The following is a 15,058-nucleotide window of genomic DNA, read 5'->3' as shown; positions in this document are numbered from 1 at the left end:
CCCGGCGCCGCCGGTCCGTGGAACGGGTGGTCCGGCTAGGCGTGCCCTGCGGCGAGTTCGCGGACCGCTTCCGCGAAGGCCTCGCCGCGCTTGTTGTAGTTCGCGAACATGTCCATCGAGGCGCAGGCCGGGGCCAACAGGACGGTGTCGCCCGGCCGGGCGAGCCCGGCCGCCTCGCGGACCGCCGCCAGCATCGCCCCAGTGTCGGTCCGGTCGAGGTCCACCACCGGGACCTCGGGCGCGTGTCGCGCCAGGGCTTCGGCGATCAGGTGGCGCTCGGCGCCGATCAGGACGACCCCACGCAGCCGCTTGGCCGAGCGCTGGACGAGCTCGTCGAAGGAAGCCCCCTTGGCCAGGCCCCCGGCGATCCAGACGATCGGGTCGTACGCCGCCAAGGAGGCCTCGGCGGCATGGGTGTTGGTGGCCTTGGAGTCGTCGACGTAGGCGACGTCCGCGACGTCCGCGATGTGCTCGATGCGGTGCGCGTCGGGGCGGAAGGCCTTGAGGCCGTCGCGTACCGCCTTGGGCTCGACGCCGAAGGCGCGCGCGAGGGCGGCGGCCGCCAGGGCGTTCGCGATGTTGTGCGGGGCCGGCGGGAAGACGTCGGCGACCTCGCCGAGCTCCTGGGCGTTCTTCTGCCGGTTCTGCACGAAGGCCCGGTCGACGAGGATGCCGTCGACCACGCCGAGCTGCGAGGGGCCCGGTGTGGCGAGGGTGAAGCCGATCGCCCGGCAGCCCTCCTCCACGTCGGCCTCGCGCACGAGGTGCTCGGTGGCTTTGTCCTGCGCGTTGTAGACGCAGGCCACCGTGTTGCCCTCGTAGATACGGCCCTTGTCGGCGGCGTACGCCTCCATGGAGCCGTGCCAGTCGAGGTGGTCCGGCGCCAGGTTGAGGACGGCGGCCGAGTGGGCGCGCAGCGAGGGCGCCCAGTGCAGCTGGTAGCTGGAGAGCTCGACGGCCAGGACGTCGTACTGCTCGTCGCCGAGGACCACGTCGAGCAGCGAGACGCCGATGTTGCCGACGGCGGCGGTACGAAGCCCCGCGGCGCGCAGGATCGAGGCCAGCATCTGGGTGGTGGTGGTCTTGCCGTTGGTGCCGGTGATCGCGAGCCAGGGGGCCGGCGTGCGGCCGTCCAGGTCGCGGAGCCGCCAGGCCAGTTCCACGTCGCCCCACACCGGCACGCCCGCCTCGGCGGCGGCCGCGAACAGCGGTTTGTCGGGCCGCCAACCGGGCGTGGTGACGACGAGTTCGGTGCCCTCGGGCAGGGTGGCCCCGTCGCCGAGGCGCACGGTGATGCCCTGCGCCTCAAGCTCCGCGGCCTGCGTGCGGGAGCGCTCGTCGGCGCCCTCGTTGACGGCCGTGACGACGGCGCCGAGCCCGTTCAGGACCCGCGCGACCGGCATCCCGGAGACGCCGAGACCGGCCACCGTCACGCGCTTGCCCTGCCAGGTGGTGCTCACTTGTCGGCTGCCCATCCCGCGTAGAAGAGTCCCAGACCCACGATCACGCACATGCCCTGGATGATCCAGAACCGGACCACGACAAGGACTTCGGACCACCCCTTGAGTTCGAAGTGGTGCTGGAGCGGCGCCATCCGGAAGACCCGCTTGCCGGTCATCTTGAACGAGCCGACCTGGATGACCACGGACATCGTGATCAGTACGAACAGGCCGCCGAGCAGGGCGATCAGGAACTCCGTGCGGGAGCAGATCGCGAGGCCCGCGAGGGCGCCGCCGAGCGCGAGCGAACCGGTGTCACCCATGAAGATCTTGGCGGGCGAGGTGTTCCACCACAGGAAGCCGAAGCAGGAGCCCATCAGGGCTGAGGCGACGACCGCGAGGTCGAGCGGATCTCGCACCTCGAAGCAGGCGTTGGGGTTGGTGAGGGTCTGCGCGTTGGCGCAGGACTCCTGGAACTGCCAGAGCCCGATGAAGGTGTACGCGCCGAAGACCATCACGGAGGCGCCGGTGGCCAGGCCGTCGAGACCGTCCGTCAGGTTCACGCCGTTCGACATCGCGAGGATCATGAACAGCGCCCAGACCACGAAGATGACCGGGCCGACCGACCAGCCGAAGTCGTTGATGAACGACAGCTTGGTGGAGGCCGGGGTGTTGCCCCGGGCGTCCGCGAACTGGAGGGCGAGCACCGCGAAGGCGATGCCGACGATCAGCTGTCCGGCCATCTTCGCCTTGGCCCGCAGGCCCAGCGAACGCTGCTTGACGATCTTGATGTAGTCGTCGAGGAAGCCGACCATGCCCATGCCGGCGGTCAGGAAGAGCACGAGCAGACCCGAGAAGGTCGGGGACTCGCTGGTGATCACCTTGGTCAGCGCGTACGCGATCAGCGTGGCCAGGATGAAGGCGATGCCACCCATGGTGGGCGTGCCCTTCTTCCCGGCGTGGCCGCGCGGGCCGTCGTCACGGATGAACTGGCCGTAGCCCTTGCGGGCGAGCAGCTTGATGAGCAGCGGGGTACCGACCAGGGTCAGGAACAGACCGATGGCTCCCGCGAAGAGGATCTGCCTCATCGGGCGGCGACCTCACCCTCGACGGCGTTGTCGAGCAGCGCCAGTGCCACCCGCTCCAGGCCGATCGACCTGGATGCCTTCACCAGCACGACGTCTCCCGGCCGCAGTTCACTGCGCAGCAGGTCGACGGCCGCCTGTGCGTCGGACACGTGCACCGACTCCTCACCCCACGAACCCTCGTTATATGCGCCCAGTTGCAGCCAGGACGCTTCCCGGCCCCCGACTGCCACGAGCTTGCTGACGTTGAGCCGGACGGCGAGCCGTCCGACCGCGTCGTGCTCGGCGAGCGAGTCGTCGCCCAGCTCGGCCATCGGACCGAGCACCGCCCACGTCCTGCGCTCCCTGCCCATGGCCGCGAGCGCGCGAAGGGCGGCTCGCATGGATTCGGGGTTCGCGTTGTAGGCGTCGTTGACGACCGTCACACCGTCCGGACGCTCGGTGACCTCCATACGCCAGCGGGAGAGGGTGCCCGCCTCGGAGAGCGCGCGGGCGATCTCGTCTGCGGACATGCCCAGCTCATGGGCGACGGCGGCCGCGGCGAGCGCGTTCGACACGTGGTGCTCACCGTACAGGCGCAGCGTCACGTCGCTGCACCCGGAGGGTGTGTGAAGGCTGAAGGAGGGCTGTCCGGCCGCTGTGAGCCGGACGTTCTCGGCACGTACGTCCGCGTCCTCGGCCTCGCCGAAGAGCAGCACGCGCGCCTTGGTCCGGGACGCCATGGCCCGTACGAGAGGGTCGTCCGCGTTCAGGACGGCGCAGCCGTTCTCCGGCAGCGACTCCACCAACTCGCCCTTGGCCAGGGCGATCTGGTCCCGGCCGCCGAACTCGCCGATGTGGGCGGTCCCGACGTTGAGGACGAGGCCGATCCTGGGCGGGGTCAGGCCGGTGAGGTAGCGGATGTGTCCGACGCCGCGCGCGCCCATCTCCAGGACCAGGTGCCTGGTTTCCGCGGAGGCGGTGAGCGCGGTCAGCGGCAGGCCGATCTCGTTGTTGAGGGAGCCCGGCGTGAAGACCGTCGGCGCGTGGCGCTGGAGCACCTGCGCGATCAGGTCCTTGGTGGACGTCTTGCCGGACGAGCCGGTGAGGGCGACGACTTCGGTGCCGAGGCGGCGTACGACGTCGCGGGCGAGGGCGCCGAGGGCGGCCTGTACGTCGTCGACGACGATCGCGGGCACCCCGACCGGGCGGGCCGCCAGGACGGCCGCGGCGCCCGCCTCGAAGGCCCGCCGCGCGTAGTCGTGGCCGTCGACGTGTTCGCCGGCGAACGCCACGAAGAGCGAACCGGCCGCCACCTGGCGGGAGTCGATGACGACCGGGCCGGTGACCGGGACGGACGGATCCGGTATGTCGTGCGGCTGCCCGCCGACGATTTCGGCGATCTCGGCGAGGGAGAGGGCGATCACTACTTCATCCCTGACTTTTCTGGATGGCGGCGAGGAGCACCAGGCGGTCGTCGAAGGGGCGGACCACTCCGTGGATGTCCTGGCCCTGTTCATGGCCCTTGCCCGCGACGAGCACGGTGTCACCGGGTTCCGCCCGGGCGACGGCCGACGCGATGGCGGCGGCACGGTCCTCGAAGACCTGGACCTCGCCGCGCTCGTGGGCCGGCACCTCGGCGGCGCCGGCCAGCATCGCGGCGAGGATCGCGAGGGGGTCCTCGGAGCGGGGGTTGTCGGAGGTCAGTACGGCGGTGTCGGCGAGCCGGGCGGCGGCGGCCCCCATAGGGGCCCGCTTGGTCTGGTCGCGGTCGCCGCCGCAGCCGAGCACGATGTGCAGCTTGCCCTCGGTGACCTTGCGCAGCGAGCGGAGCACCGATTCGACGGCGTCCGTCTTGTGGGCGTAGTCGACGACGGCGAGGTAGGGCTGGCCCGCGTCCACGCGCTCCAGGCGGCCGGGCACGCCGGGTACGGCGGCCACTCCGTCGGCGGCGGTCTGCGGGTCGAGGCCCGCGGTGGCGAGCGTCACGATGGCGGCGAGGGTGTTCGCCACGTTGAACGGGCCCGGCAGCGGGGCGGTGGCCGAGATCCGCTCGCCCTTGGGGCCGACCACGGTGAAGGTGCTGCTGTCCTGGCGGATCTGGACGTCCTCGGCCCGCCAGTCGGCGTCGGGGTGGCCCTCGGCGGAGAACGTGGTGATCTCGATGGGCGCCTCGTGCACGAGGCGGCGGCCGTACTCGTCGTCGAAGTTGACGACGCCGCGCTTGGCCCGCCGGGGGGTGAACAGCTGCGCCTTGGCCCGGAAGTAGTCCTCCATGTCGGAGTGGAACTCCATGTGTTCCGGGCTGAGGTTGTTGAAGACGGCGACGTCGAAGACGCAGCCGTCGACCCGGCCGAGCACGAGGGCGTGGCTGGAGACCTCCATGGCGACCGAGTCGACGCCGCGCTCGCGCATGACCGCGAACAGCGCCTGGAGGTCGGTGGCTTCGGGGGTGGTGCGCTCCGACTTGATGCGCTCGTCGCCGATCCGCATCTCGACCGTGCCGATCAGGCCGGTCGCGTGCCCGGCGCCGCGCAGGCCGCCCTCTACGAGGTAGGCGGTCGTGGTCTTGCCGGAGGTTCCGGTGATGCCGAGCTGGAGCAGCTCGCGCCCGGGGTGTCCGTAGATCTCGGCGGCGAGCTCGCCCATCCGGCCGCGCGGGTCCCCCGCGACCAGGACGGGAAGCCCGGTCGCGGCGGCGCGGTCGCGTCCTGCCGGGTCGGTGAGGATCGCGACGGCCCCCAGGCTCGCGGCCTGGGCGGCGAAGTCGGCGCCGTGCAGATGGGCGCCCGGCAGAGCGGCGTACAGGTCTCCGGGGCGTACCGCCCGGGAGTCGTGCGTGATGCCGGTGACCTCTCCCGGTCCGGGGTTGCTCGTCCCCAGACGCTCGGCCAGCTCGCCGAGCGGGGTCGGACGGGCCTGTTCCGGTCGGGGCGCTCCCTGCTGTTTCGCGGGGGCGTCCTGCTGGGCGGTTCGGTACTGATCAGCGTGTGGCACGGCGGTGAGCGTACCGGGCGCACCCGCCGGGTCGCCAAAAGAGGGGGGCACGGCGTCCTGGGTCCCGTCCTGGTTCCCAGGGCCCTGGGTGATGGTTGTCACTGAGGCTTCCGGATTCAGTCGTTGCCGCCGAAGGTGACGGGCAGGTTGGCAGGCTGGGCTCCGGTCGGCGGGATCTGGAGGGTCTTGAGGGCGAACTCCATGACCTTCTTGTAGATCGGTCCGCAGATCTGGCCGCCGAAGTAGCTGCCCTTGGTGGGGTTCTGGATGGCGCAGTAGACGGTGATCTTGGGGTTGTCGGCGGGGGCGAAGCCCGCGAAGGACGCGGTGTAGCCCCGGTACGTGCCGGTCTTCGGGTCGATGCGGTTGGCGGTGCCGGTCTTGCCCGCGACCTGGTAGCCGGGGATGGCGGCCTTGGTTCCGGTGCCCTCGGAGTCACCGACGACCGATTCGAGCATCTGGGCCAGCGTCTTGGCGGTCTTCTCGCTGACCACCCGGGTCTGCTTGGGCGCGGGAGCGGGGGTGAACCGTCCGTCCGGGCCCTTGGTGCCGCGCACCAGGGTCGGCTCGACGCGTACGCCGCCGTTGGCGATGGTCGAGTACACCGAGGCGGCCTGCATGGCGTTGAGCGAGAGGCCCTGGCCGAACCGGACGGTGTACTGCTGCGAGGTCGACCACTTGTTCACGGGGGCGAGGATGCCCGGGGTCTCGCCGGGGAAGCCCAGGCCGCTGGGCGCGCCGATGCCGAACTTGCGCAGGTAGGAGTACAGGACGTTGTCGGCCTGGGCGTCGGTCTTGCCCAGCTGCTCGACGGCGAGGATGGTGCCGATGTTGCTGGACTTGGCGAGCACGCCGTTGAGCGTCAGGTTCCAGGTGGGGTGGTCGATGTCGTCCTTGAAGAGGCGGTCGCCGCGCTGGAGGCGGTTGGGCACCACCACGTGCGTCCCGGGCGTCGCGACGCCCTCCTCCAGGACCGCGGCCATGGACATGACCTTGGCGGTGGAGCCGGGCTCGAAGGCGTCCTGGAGCGCGGCGTTGCCCATGGCGGCCGCGTTGGCCTGGGCGATGTTGTTGGGGTCGAAGCCGGGCGCGTTCGCCATGGCCAGGACCTCGCCGGTGTCGGACCGCTGCACTATGACGTAGCCGCGGTCGGCGCCGGACGTGGCGACCTGGTCGGCGATCGCCTTCTGCGCCATCCACTGGATGTCCCGGTCGATGGTCAGCTCGACGTCGGAGCCGGGCACGGCCGGGGTCTCGTGGGTACCGGCGGTGGGCACCCGGCGGCCGCCGGACTGGGCGTAGGTGATCTTGCCGTCGGTGCCGGCCAGCTCCTTGTTCAGGGACGACTCCAGGCCGCCGCCGCCCTTGCCGTCGGCGTTGACGTACCCCAGTAGCCCGGCGGCGAGGTCGCCGTTGGGGTACACGCGCTTGGTGCTGGACTCGTTGAGGATGCCGGCCAGCACGTTGGCGCCGGGGCCGCCCTTGGCGCGGTCGGCGGCCGCCTTCTCGCCGAGGACCTTCTTCAGGTCCTTGATCTGGTTCCAGACCTGCGGGGTCTGCCGGCGGGCGAGCACCACGTAGCGGGACTTGGGCGTCCTGAGCTGCTTGGCGAGGCCCGACTGGCTCTTGCCGATCAGCGGCGCGAGCAGCGCGGCCGCCTGCTCGGCGGCGTCGGGGATCTTGGCGGCCTCGGGGGTGAAGAGCGTGGGGTCGGCGGTGATGTCGTACGCGTCGACGCTGGTGGCGAGCGCGATGCCGGCCCGGTCGGTGATACGGCCGCGCTCGGCGGGCAGCGCGTAGCTGGCGTACCGGTTCTTGTCGGCCTTGGCGGCGTAAGCGCTGGCGTCGATGGCCTGCACCTGGAGCAGCCGTACGACGAAGGCCACCATGACCAGGGTGAGCCCGAGGCTGACCAGGCGCAGCCGGGGCCGATGGCTGCCGAGCTTGATCTTCTTGGCGGCCGCGGGGCGGCGGGCCGGCGGACGGGAGCGCGCGGGCGGGGGGACCCGGCGGCGCGGGGGTTCCTTGGGGCTCACTGCGTCACCTGCCGGGGGTCGGGGAGGTCTTCGCGGGCTGCCGGGAGGCCGGGGTGTGGTGCTTGGGGCGTACGGAGGACGGGCTCTGCCCCCCGGGCAGCGGGGTGGGCTCGGCGGCCTCGGCCGGGGAGGGGTCGCCCGCGGTCGCCGGGATGCCCTTGACGGTGCCGTCGGGGCCGAGGAAGACGGGGTTGCCGCCGGGGATCATGCCGAGGTCGGCGGCCCGGCGGGACAGCGCGTCGGGGGCGGACAGGTCATCCACGTCCCGTTGCAGCGCCTGCTGTTGGTCGGTGCGTTCGGTGGTCTGTCTGCGGTACTCGCTGAGTTTGAACGAGCCCGCGTTCAGCGCCGAGTTCAGCACCAGGAGGGCGATGAGCCCGCCGCCGAGGAGGGTGACGACAAGGAACACGAACGGGGTGCGGGCGGCGTCGTTCGATCCCTGCGAAGGCATCAGCCTGCCGAGCCGCGCGGCCGTGCCGCGACGCAGCTGCCTGGCCGGTTTGCTCACACGTCCTCCCTGATCCGCTGGACCCCTCGGAGCCGGGCGGGGGCCGCGCGCCGGTTCTCGGCGACCTCCTCCTCCGTGGGGAGTTCGGCACCGCGGGTGAGGAGCTTGAGCCGCGGCTGGTAGCGCTCGGGCACGACCGGAAGCCCGGGCGGCGCGGTGTTGGCGGCCCCGGCCGCGAACACCTGCTTGACGATGCGGTCCTCAAGGGACTGGTAGGAGAGCACCACGACCCGGCCGCCGACCGCGATGGCCTCGACGGCGGCGGGGATCGCCCGCTCGACGCTGGCGAGTTCGCCGTTGACCTCGATGCGCAGGGCCTGGAAGGTGCGCTTGGACGGGTTGCCGCCGGTGCGCTTGGCGGCCTGCGGCAGCGAGTCGCGGATCAGCTCGACGAGCCGGGCGCTGTTGCTGAACGGCTCTTTCTCGCGCTCGCGGACGATCGCCGAGACGATCCGCTTGGCCTGCTTCTCCTCGCCGTACGCCCGCAGGATCCGTACGAGTTCACCGGCCGGGTAGGTGTTGAGCACCTCGGCGGCGCTCATCCCGGTCGACTGGTCCATGCGCATGTCCAGGGGCGCGTCCTGGGCGTAGGCGAAGCCGCGGTCGGCCTCGTCCAGCTGCATGGAGGAGACGCCGAGGTCGAACAGGACGCCCTGGACGCGGGGGGTGCCCAGACGTTCCAGCACGTCGGGCAGCTCGTCGTAGACGGCGTGCACCAAGGTGGCGCGCTCTCCGAAGGGGGCGAGGCGCTCGCCGGACAGGCGCAGCGCCTCCTTGTCCCGGTCGAGGCCGATCAGGCGCGCCTCGGGGAACCGGGTCAGAAGCGCCTCGCTGTGGCCGCCGAGGCCGAGGGTGCAGTCGACGACGACCGCACCCGGCTGGGTCAGGGCCGGGGCCAACATGTCCAAGCATCGCTGGAGCATCACCGGGACGTGTCGCTGGCTCAAAGCCGCCCTCTCAAGGATCCGGCGCAGCGTCGCGCGTACGTACCGGATCCCCGCTCCCCCGGGTGAGGGGTACGAACGGCTGGCGCCGGGGAAGGGGCGTCAGCCGACCGGAGGGCGGGAGGAGGCCGAGCCGTACGTGCGCCGCGCACGCGGGTAAACGTAGGTCCGGGAGATGGTGCTTCCCGGAAGCTTGGGATTCCGTAAAGGGGAAGAACGTGTGTCACGCCTCCCACTTCGCGCCACTTTAGTCCACCCGTCCTTTGGGTCAATCAACCCTCCAGCGCGCCGCCGGGCACTTTTTTCACTCGTTCGGGTGAGGCGCTGTGAGGTCTGTGGGTTACCTCACAGACGCCCGAGTTGACAGTCTTTTTCCACCCCCATGACGCGACCGGACGATCAGTGGCGGCTACCTTCATATACATGTCGACTCCTGCGCACATACCCGCGGAGCCTCCCGCCCGCCGTCCGCACCTGACCGTCCAGAGCGGAGGGACGGTGACCGACCGGCTGGTCGAGGCGAACCGCCGGTACGCCGCCGCGTTCGGCGACCCCGGCATGGACGCCCGCCCTGTCCTTCACGTCGCCGTCGTGGCCTGCATGGACGCCCGGCTCGACCTGCACGCGGCCCTCGGCCTCGAACTCGGCGACTGCCACACGATCCGCAACGCGGGCGGTGTGGTCACCGATGACGTGATCCGCTCCCTCACCATCAGCCAGCGGGCGCTCGGCACGACGAGCATCATGCTGGTGCACCACACCGGCTGCGGTCTCGAAGCGCTCACCGAGGACTTCCGGCACGAGCTGGAGGACGAGGTCGGGCAGCGGCCGGCCTGGGCCGTCGAGTCGTTCCGCGACGTGGACCAGGACGTACGCCAGTCCATGCAGCGGGTGCGGACCTCGCCGTTCCTGCCGCACACCGAGGACGTCCGCGGATTCGTCTTCGATGTGACGACGGGCCTGCTGCGGGAAATCGATCCGGCGGTCTGAGGTCCGCGGGAGCGGAAATGAGGACCGCAGGAACGGAAATAGGGGGACAACTCACAATCAATCCCCCGCAGTTGTCCACAGGCGAGTGACACGACGCGGTAACGGCAACAAGAATGCGGAAGTGACACCGGTCGAACCGTTCGGCCGCGCTGTCCGTATTCCGGGGTGGGCCGGGCCGTTCGCAGTGCATCGGCCCGTATGAAAGGGCCGAGGAGGGCCGGGTGACGACCTATGACGATCGAGCGAGCCTCACAGATCTGACCGCCACAGCGGAGCGAATCCGCAGGTCGGTGGAGAGTGTGATCGAGGGCAAGCCCGAGGTCGTACGGCTTTCGCTGACCGTACTGCTGGCGGAAGGGCACCTCCTGATCGAGGACGTGCCCGGCGTGGGCAAGACCATGCTGGCCAAGGCACTGGCCAGGTCCATCGACTGCTCGGTCCGGCGCATCCAGTTCACACCGGACCTGCTGCCCTCGGACATCACCGGTGTGTCGATCTACGACCAGCAGCGGCGGGACTTCGAGTTCAAGCCCGGCGCGATCTTCGCCCAGATCGTGATCGGCGACGAGATCAACCGCGCCTCGCCCAAGACCCAGTCCGCGCTCCTGGAGTCCATGGAGGAGCGGCAGGTCACCATCGACGGGCAGACCTACGAACTGCCCAGCCCCTTCATGGTCGTGGCCACCCAGAACCCGGTCGAGATGGAGGGCACCTACCCGCTGCCCGAGGCCCAGCGCGACCGGTTCATGGTCCGCGTATCGATGGGGTACCCGACGCCCGAGGCCGAGCTCCAGATGCTCGATGTGCACGGCGCGGTCTCCCCGCTCGACGACCTCCAGCCGGTGGCGCACGCCCACGACATCGCCAAGCTGATCGACGCGGTCCGCAAGGTGCACGTCGCGGACTCGGTGCGGCGGTACGCGGTGCAGCTGGTCGGCGCGACCCGCAACCACCCGGATCTCAGACTCGGCGCCTCGCCGCGCGCCACGCTCCATCTGCTGCGCGCGGCGAAGGCGTCCGCCGCCCTCAGCGGCCGGGAGTACGCGCTCCCCGACGATGTCCAGGCCCTGGCCGTCGCCGTCCTCGCACACCGGCTGCTGCCCACCGCACAGGCCCAGCTCAACCGGCGCACCGCCGAGCAGGTCGTCCTGGAGATCCTCCAGCACACGCCCGTTCCGCAGGCCGGGAATCCGCTGTACGGCCAGCAGCCGCCCGGCGCCCGGCGGCTGTGATGGCGGCCGGGGGGCTCCCCGCCGAGTCCGCCGAGGAGCAGCCCAGGGGCGGGCTGTGGGCCTCCCTGGCCGGCCTGACCACCCGCGGCCGGTCCTTCCTCGCGGCCGGCATCGCGGCCGCGATCTGCGCCTTCGTGCTCGGCCAGGAGGACCTGCTGCGGGTCGGGCTGCTGCTCGCCGTGCTGCCGCTGGTCTGCACGGTCGTGCTCTACCGCACCCGCTACCGCGTCGCGGGCAGTCGCAGGCTCGCCCCCGGCCGGGTCCCGGCCGGCTCCGAGGCCAGGGTCCAGCTGCGGATCGACAACGTCTCGCGGCTGCCCACCGGCCTGCTCATGCTCCAGGACCGGGTGCCGTACGTGCTCGGCCCGCGCCCCCGCTTCGTACTCGACCGGGTCGAGGCGGGCGGCAAGCGCGAGGTGTCCTACCGGGTGCGCTCCGACCTCCGCGGGCGGTATCCCCTCGGGCCGTTGCAGCTGCGGCTCACCGACCCCTTCGGGATGTGCGAGCTGACCCGCGCCTTCAGCGCGTACGACACGCTGACCGTGATTCCCCGGACCGAACCGCTGCCGCCGGTGCGGCTGTCCGGCGAGGCCGCCGGGTACGGCGACGGGCGGCACCGCTCGCTCGCGCTCGCCGGTGAGGACGACGTCATTCCGCGCGAGTACCGGCACGGCGACGACCTGCGCCGGGTGCACTGGCGCTCCACCGCGCGCTACGGCGAGCTGATGGTGCGCCGCGAGGAGCAGCCGCAGCGGGCCCGCTGCACGGTGCTGCTCGACACCCGGGACATCGCGTACGCGGGCGCGGGCCCCGACTCGGCCTTCGAGTGGGCGGTCGCGGGCGCGGCCTCCGCCTTGGTGCACATGCTGGAACGGGGCTTCTCCGTACGGCTTTTGACCGACACCGGCAGTTCGGTGCCCGGCGAGGGCGCGGGCGGGTTCGCGGGCTCCACGCAGGACTCCTCGGACTCGGCCGGGCTGATGATGGACACCCTCGCGGTCGTCGACCACTCCGACGGCGGCGGCCTCTCGCGCGCGTACGACGTGCTGCGCGGCGGCAACGAGGGGCTGCTCATCGGGTTCTTCGGCGACCTCGACGAGGAGCAGGCCGCGGTCGCGGCCAAGATGCGGCGGCGCAGCGGCGCGGCGGTCGCCTTCGTGCTCGACAGCGGTCTGTGGATGCCCGGCTCCGAGGCGCGCGGCCCGGTCGAGGAGCGGCTGCGGCTGCTGCGCGAGGCGGGGTGGACGGCGCTCGCGGTGCGGCCGGGCGCGGCCCTGCCCGAGCTGTGGCGCCTGGCGGGCCAGGAACGTACGAACGCGGGAGCGGCGCCCGGCGGCGCGGCCGCTACGGCAGGGGGATGGTCATGAGCGGGCGCGGACGGCTGGCGCTGTGCGCCTACGCGGCCACGGTGATGGCGGCGTGCTCGATGCTGCCGCTGGTCGACCCGGCGAGCTGGATCCTGCAGGCCGCCTTCCTGCTCGCGATCCTGACCGGGGTCGGCGCGCTGGCCCGGCGGGTACCGCTGGCGCGGCCGCTGACCGTGCTCGCCCAGGCCATGGTGGCCTTGCTCATGCTGACCCTGGCGTTCGCGCGCCAGCAGGCGATCGGCGGGGTGCTGCCCGGCCCCGAAGCGTTCGAGCAGCTCAACTCCCTTCTCCAGCAAGGTGCTTCGGACGTCGGGCAGTACGCGATCCCGGCTCCGGCCACCCCGGGCATCCGGCTGATGATGGTCGGCGGGGTGCTGATCATCGGCCTCGCGGTGGACGCGCTCGCGGTGACGTTCCGCAGCGCGGCCCCGGCGGGCCTGCCGCTGCTCGCGCTGTACTCGGTGGCCGCGGGGCTCTCCCCGGGCGGCGCGAGCTGGCTCTGGTTCGTACTCGCCGCCGCCGGCTATCTGCTGCTCCTGCTCGCCGAGGGCCGTGACCGGCTCTCGCAGTGGGGTCGGGTCTTCGGCGGCGCCGCACGGGCGCCCGGCCGGCCTCAGCAGAGCGTGTTCGAGAACAACGCGCCGCTGGCCCCGGTCCGTACCGGACGGCGCATCGGAGTGCTCGCGCTGGGCATCGCGCTGGTGATCCCGGCGATGCTGCCCGCGCTCGACAGCGGGCTGCTCGGCGGTACGGGCGGCGGCGGTGGAGGGGACGGGGCCGGCGGAACCATCTCCGCGGTGAACCCGCTGGTGTCGCTGCAGAACAGCCTGAACCAGCCCGAGGACCGCGAGGTGATGCGGTACAACACCAACGCCCCGGACACCAAGGAGATGTACCTGCGGATCGTCGCGCTCGACGAGTTCGACGGGGCTTCCTGGAAGTCCTCGGAGCGGCACATCAAGGACGTACCGGATCGGCTGCCGAATCCGGACGGGCTGAGCCCGGCGGTCGCCACCAGCGAGGTGCAGACCAGCATCTCGGCGGCCGGCTGGTACGCGCAGAGCTGGCTGCCGATGCCGTTCCCCGCGACCCAGGTGAAGATCAAGGGCGACTGGCGGTTCGAGCCGGTCGGGCGGACCCTGGTGGGCGACCGCAAGCAGACGACGCAGGGCGCGCAGTACACGGTCTCCAGTCTCATTCTGCGGCCGACGGCGGCCCAGATGGCTAGCGCCCCGGCCCCGCCGGCGAACGTCGTGAAGGAGTACACCCGGGTCCCGGACTCGCTGCCTCCCGTGGTGGGCGAGACCGCGCGGGAGGTCACCGGCGGCGCGGCGAACAACTACGAGAGGGCCGTCAAGCTCCAGGACTGGTTCTCCTCCAGCGGCGGCTTCACGTACAACACCCATGTCCAGTCGGGCAGCGGCACCGAGGCGATCGCCAATTTCCTCAAGGAAAAGGAGGGGTTCTGCGTCCACTTCTCCTTCTCGATGGCCGCGATGGCCCGCACGCTGGGCATCCCGGCCCGGGTCGCGGTGGGCTTCACGCCGGGCGCGGCGCGTCCGGACGGCACGATGTCGGTGGGCCTGCGCGACGCGCACGCCTGGCCCGAGCTGTACTTCGAGGGTGTGGGCTGGACCCGCTTCGAGCCGACGCCGACGCGGGGCTCCGTCCCCGACTACACCCGACGGCAGGCCCCGGTGGGCAGCCCGGCCAGCCCGGCCGAGCCGTCCAGGAACGCCTCGACGCAGCCCTCGGCGGCGCCGTCCGCCACGGATTCCTGCCCGCCCACGGCACGACGCCTCGGCGACTGCGGCCCCTCGGCCGCGGCGGGCGTCGCGGGCCCCACGGACAGCGGCCCCTCGGCCTCCGCCCTGATCGGTACGGCCCTGGGAGTGGCCGCGCTGCTCGTCCTTCCGCTGCTGCCCCTGCTGTGGCGCGGGCGGGTGCGGGCCCGGCGGCTCGGCTCAGGCGGGCGCACCCCGGCCGACGCGGTGGCCCGTACGCTCGCGGTCTGGCAGGAGATCACCGACACGGCCTGGGACTACGGCATCCCGCCCGACGACTCGCAGACGCCCCGCAAGGCGGCGGCCCGGGTGGTGCGCCTCGGCCGCCTCGACGGCCCGGCGGCCGAGTCCGTCCACCGCGCGGCGGGTGCGGTGGAACAGGTCCTGTACGCGCCTGAACCCCGGCCCACGCCGGGTCTCGCGGACGATGTGACGCGGGTGGCGGCCGGCCTGCGAGCCGAAGCGGGCCGCCGGCAGACCCTGCGAGCGATTCTCGCCCCGCGCTCAGCCGTCAGGGTGATCTGGGCGGTGTCGCTCCGCTGGGAACGGGCCAAGGGTGCGGTGGCGGTACGCACGCGAGGCCTGGCCGAGCGTTTGCGCCCCCGCCACCGCAAGGAGGCCCCGCCGGAACCCGCGTCCGGAACCTGAGCCCCCCTGGGGCTCCGCCTCGAACGCCGGAGGGGCTGGGGATGCACCC

General features: G+C 71.9%; 11 protein-coding genes. 4 read left to right on the top strand and 7 right to left on the bottom strand.

Annotation, left to right across the window (positions count from 1 at the left end):
• Positions 1-35 precede the first annotated feature (35 nt).
• From murD to rsmH, 7 genes are read right to left on the bottom strand one after another with little or no spacing between them, the layout of a single operon-like run.
• Entirely contained in the window at positions 36-1,475 is a 1,440-nt protein-coding gene (gene murD / locus ACWC2B_RS04535) for a UDP-N-acetylmuramoyl-L-alanine--D-glutamate ligase (RefSeq protein ID WP_450714948.1), read from the bottom strand.
• The gene (gene mraY / locus ACWC2B_RS04530; RefSeq protein WP_399049794.1) at positions 1,457-2,527 is read right to left on the bottom strand and encodes a phospho-N-acetylmuramoyl-pentapeptide-transferase; all 1,071 of its coding nucleotides are present in this window, start codon (positions 2,525-2,527) and stop codon (positions 1,457-1,459) included. The genes murD and mraY overlap by 19 nt, the downstream gene beginning before the upstream one ends.
• Positions 2,524-3,930, bottom strand: a complete 1,407-nt coding sequence (locus ACWC2B_RS04525) for a UDP-N-acetylmuramoyl-tripeptide--D-alanyl-D-alanine ligase (RefSeq protein WP_450714947.1) — start codon at positions 3,928-3,930, stop codon at positions 2,524-2,526. The genes mraY and ACWC2B_RS04525 overlap by 4 nt, the downstream gene beginning before the upstream one ends.
• Before the next feature lie 4 nt (positions 3,931-3,934).
• A complete protein-coding gene (locus ACWC2B_RS04520) occupies positions 3,935-5,602 on the bottom strand; it encodes a UDP-N-acetylmuramoyl-L-alanyl-D-glutamate--2,6-diaminopimelate ligase (protein WP_450714946.1) in 1,668 nt (555 codons plus the stop codon).
• A gap of 14 nt (positions 5,603-5,616) precedes the next feature.
• Positions 5,617-7,536: a peptidoglycan D,D-transpeptidase FtsI family protein gene (locus ACWC2B_RS04515; protein WP_450714945.1), complete on the bottom strand. Its 1,920-nt coding sequence runs from the start codon at positions 7,534-7,536 to the stop codon at positions 5,617-5,619.
• Positions 7,537-7,540: 4 nt separating this feature from the next.
• Positions 7,541-8,044 (bottom strand): septum formation initiator, encoded by a 504-nt coding sequence (locus tag ACWC2B_RS04510; protein ID WP_450714944.1) that lies wholly within the window; start codon positions 8,042-8,044, stop codon positions 7,541-7,543.
• On the bottom strand, positions 8,041-8,946 hold the full coding sequence (rsmH, locus tag ACWC2B_RS04505; RefSeq protein WP_450715224.1) for a 16S rRNA (cytosine(1402)-N(4))-methyltransferase RsmH: 906 nt from the start codon (positions 8,944-8,946) through the stop codon (positions 8,041-8,043). Before rsmH ends, ACWC2B_RS04510 begins: the two co-directional genes overlap by 4 nt.
• A 465-nt stretch (positions 8,947-9,411) precedes the next feature.
• Here rsmH and ACWC2B_RS04500 point away from each other — a divergent pair, with 465 nt between their 5' ends.
• The 4 genes from ACWC2B_RS04500 (at position 9,412) to ACWC2B_RS04485 (ending at position 15,009) form a co-directional block, all read left to right on the top strand.
• On the top strand, positions 9,412-9,978 hold the full coding sequence (locus ACWC2B_RS04500; protein ID WP_450714943.1) for a beta-class carbonic anhydrase: 567 nt from the start codon (positions 9,412-9,414) through the stop codon (positions 9,976-9,978).
• Positions 9,979-10,199: 221 nt separating this feature from the next.
• Positions 10,200-11,210, top strand: coding sequence for an AAA family ATPase (locus ACWC2B_RS04495; RefSeq protein ID WP_450714942.1), 1,011 nt, complete (start codon positions 10,200-10,202; stop codon positions 11,208-11,210).
• Positions 11,210-12,577: a DUF58 domain-containing protein gene (locus ACWC2B_RS04490; protein WP_450714941.1), complete on the top strand. Its 1,368-nt coding sequence runs from the start codon at positions 11,210-11,212 to the stop codon at positions 12,575-12,577. The genes ACWC2B_RS04495 and ACWC2B_RS04490 overlap by 1 nt, the downstream gene beginning before the upstream one ends.
• Entirely contained in the window at positions 12,574-15,009 is a 2,436-nt protein-coding gene (locus ACWC2B_RS04485; RefSeq protein WP_450714940.1) for a transglutaminaseTgpA domain-containing protein, read from the top strand. Before ACWC2B_RS04490 ends, ACWC2B_RS04485 begins: the two co-directional genes overlap by 4 nt.
• Positions 15,010-15,058: the final 49 nt, after the last annotated feature.

The sequence above is a fragment of the Streptomyces sp. NPDC001415 genome (assembly GCF_053597395.1).
The sequence above is the reverse complement of the archived record's forward strand: the minus strand, read 5'-3'. Positions and strand labels throughout refer to the sequence as shown.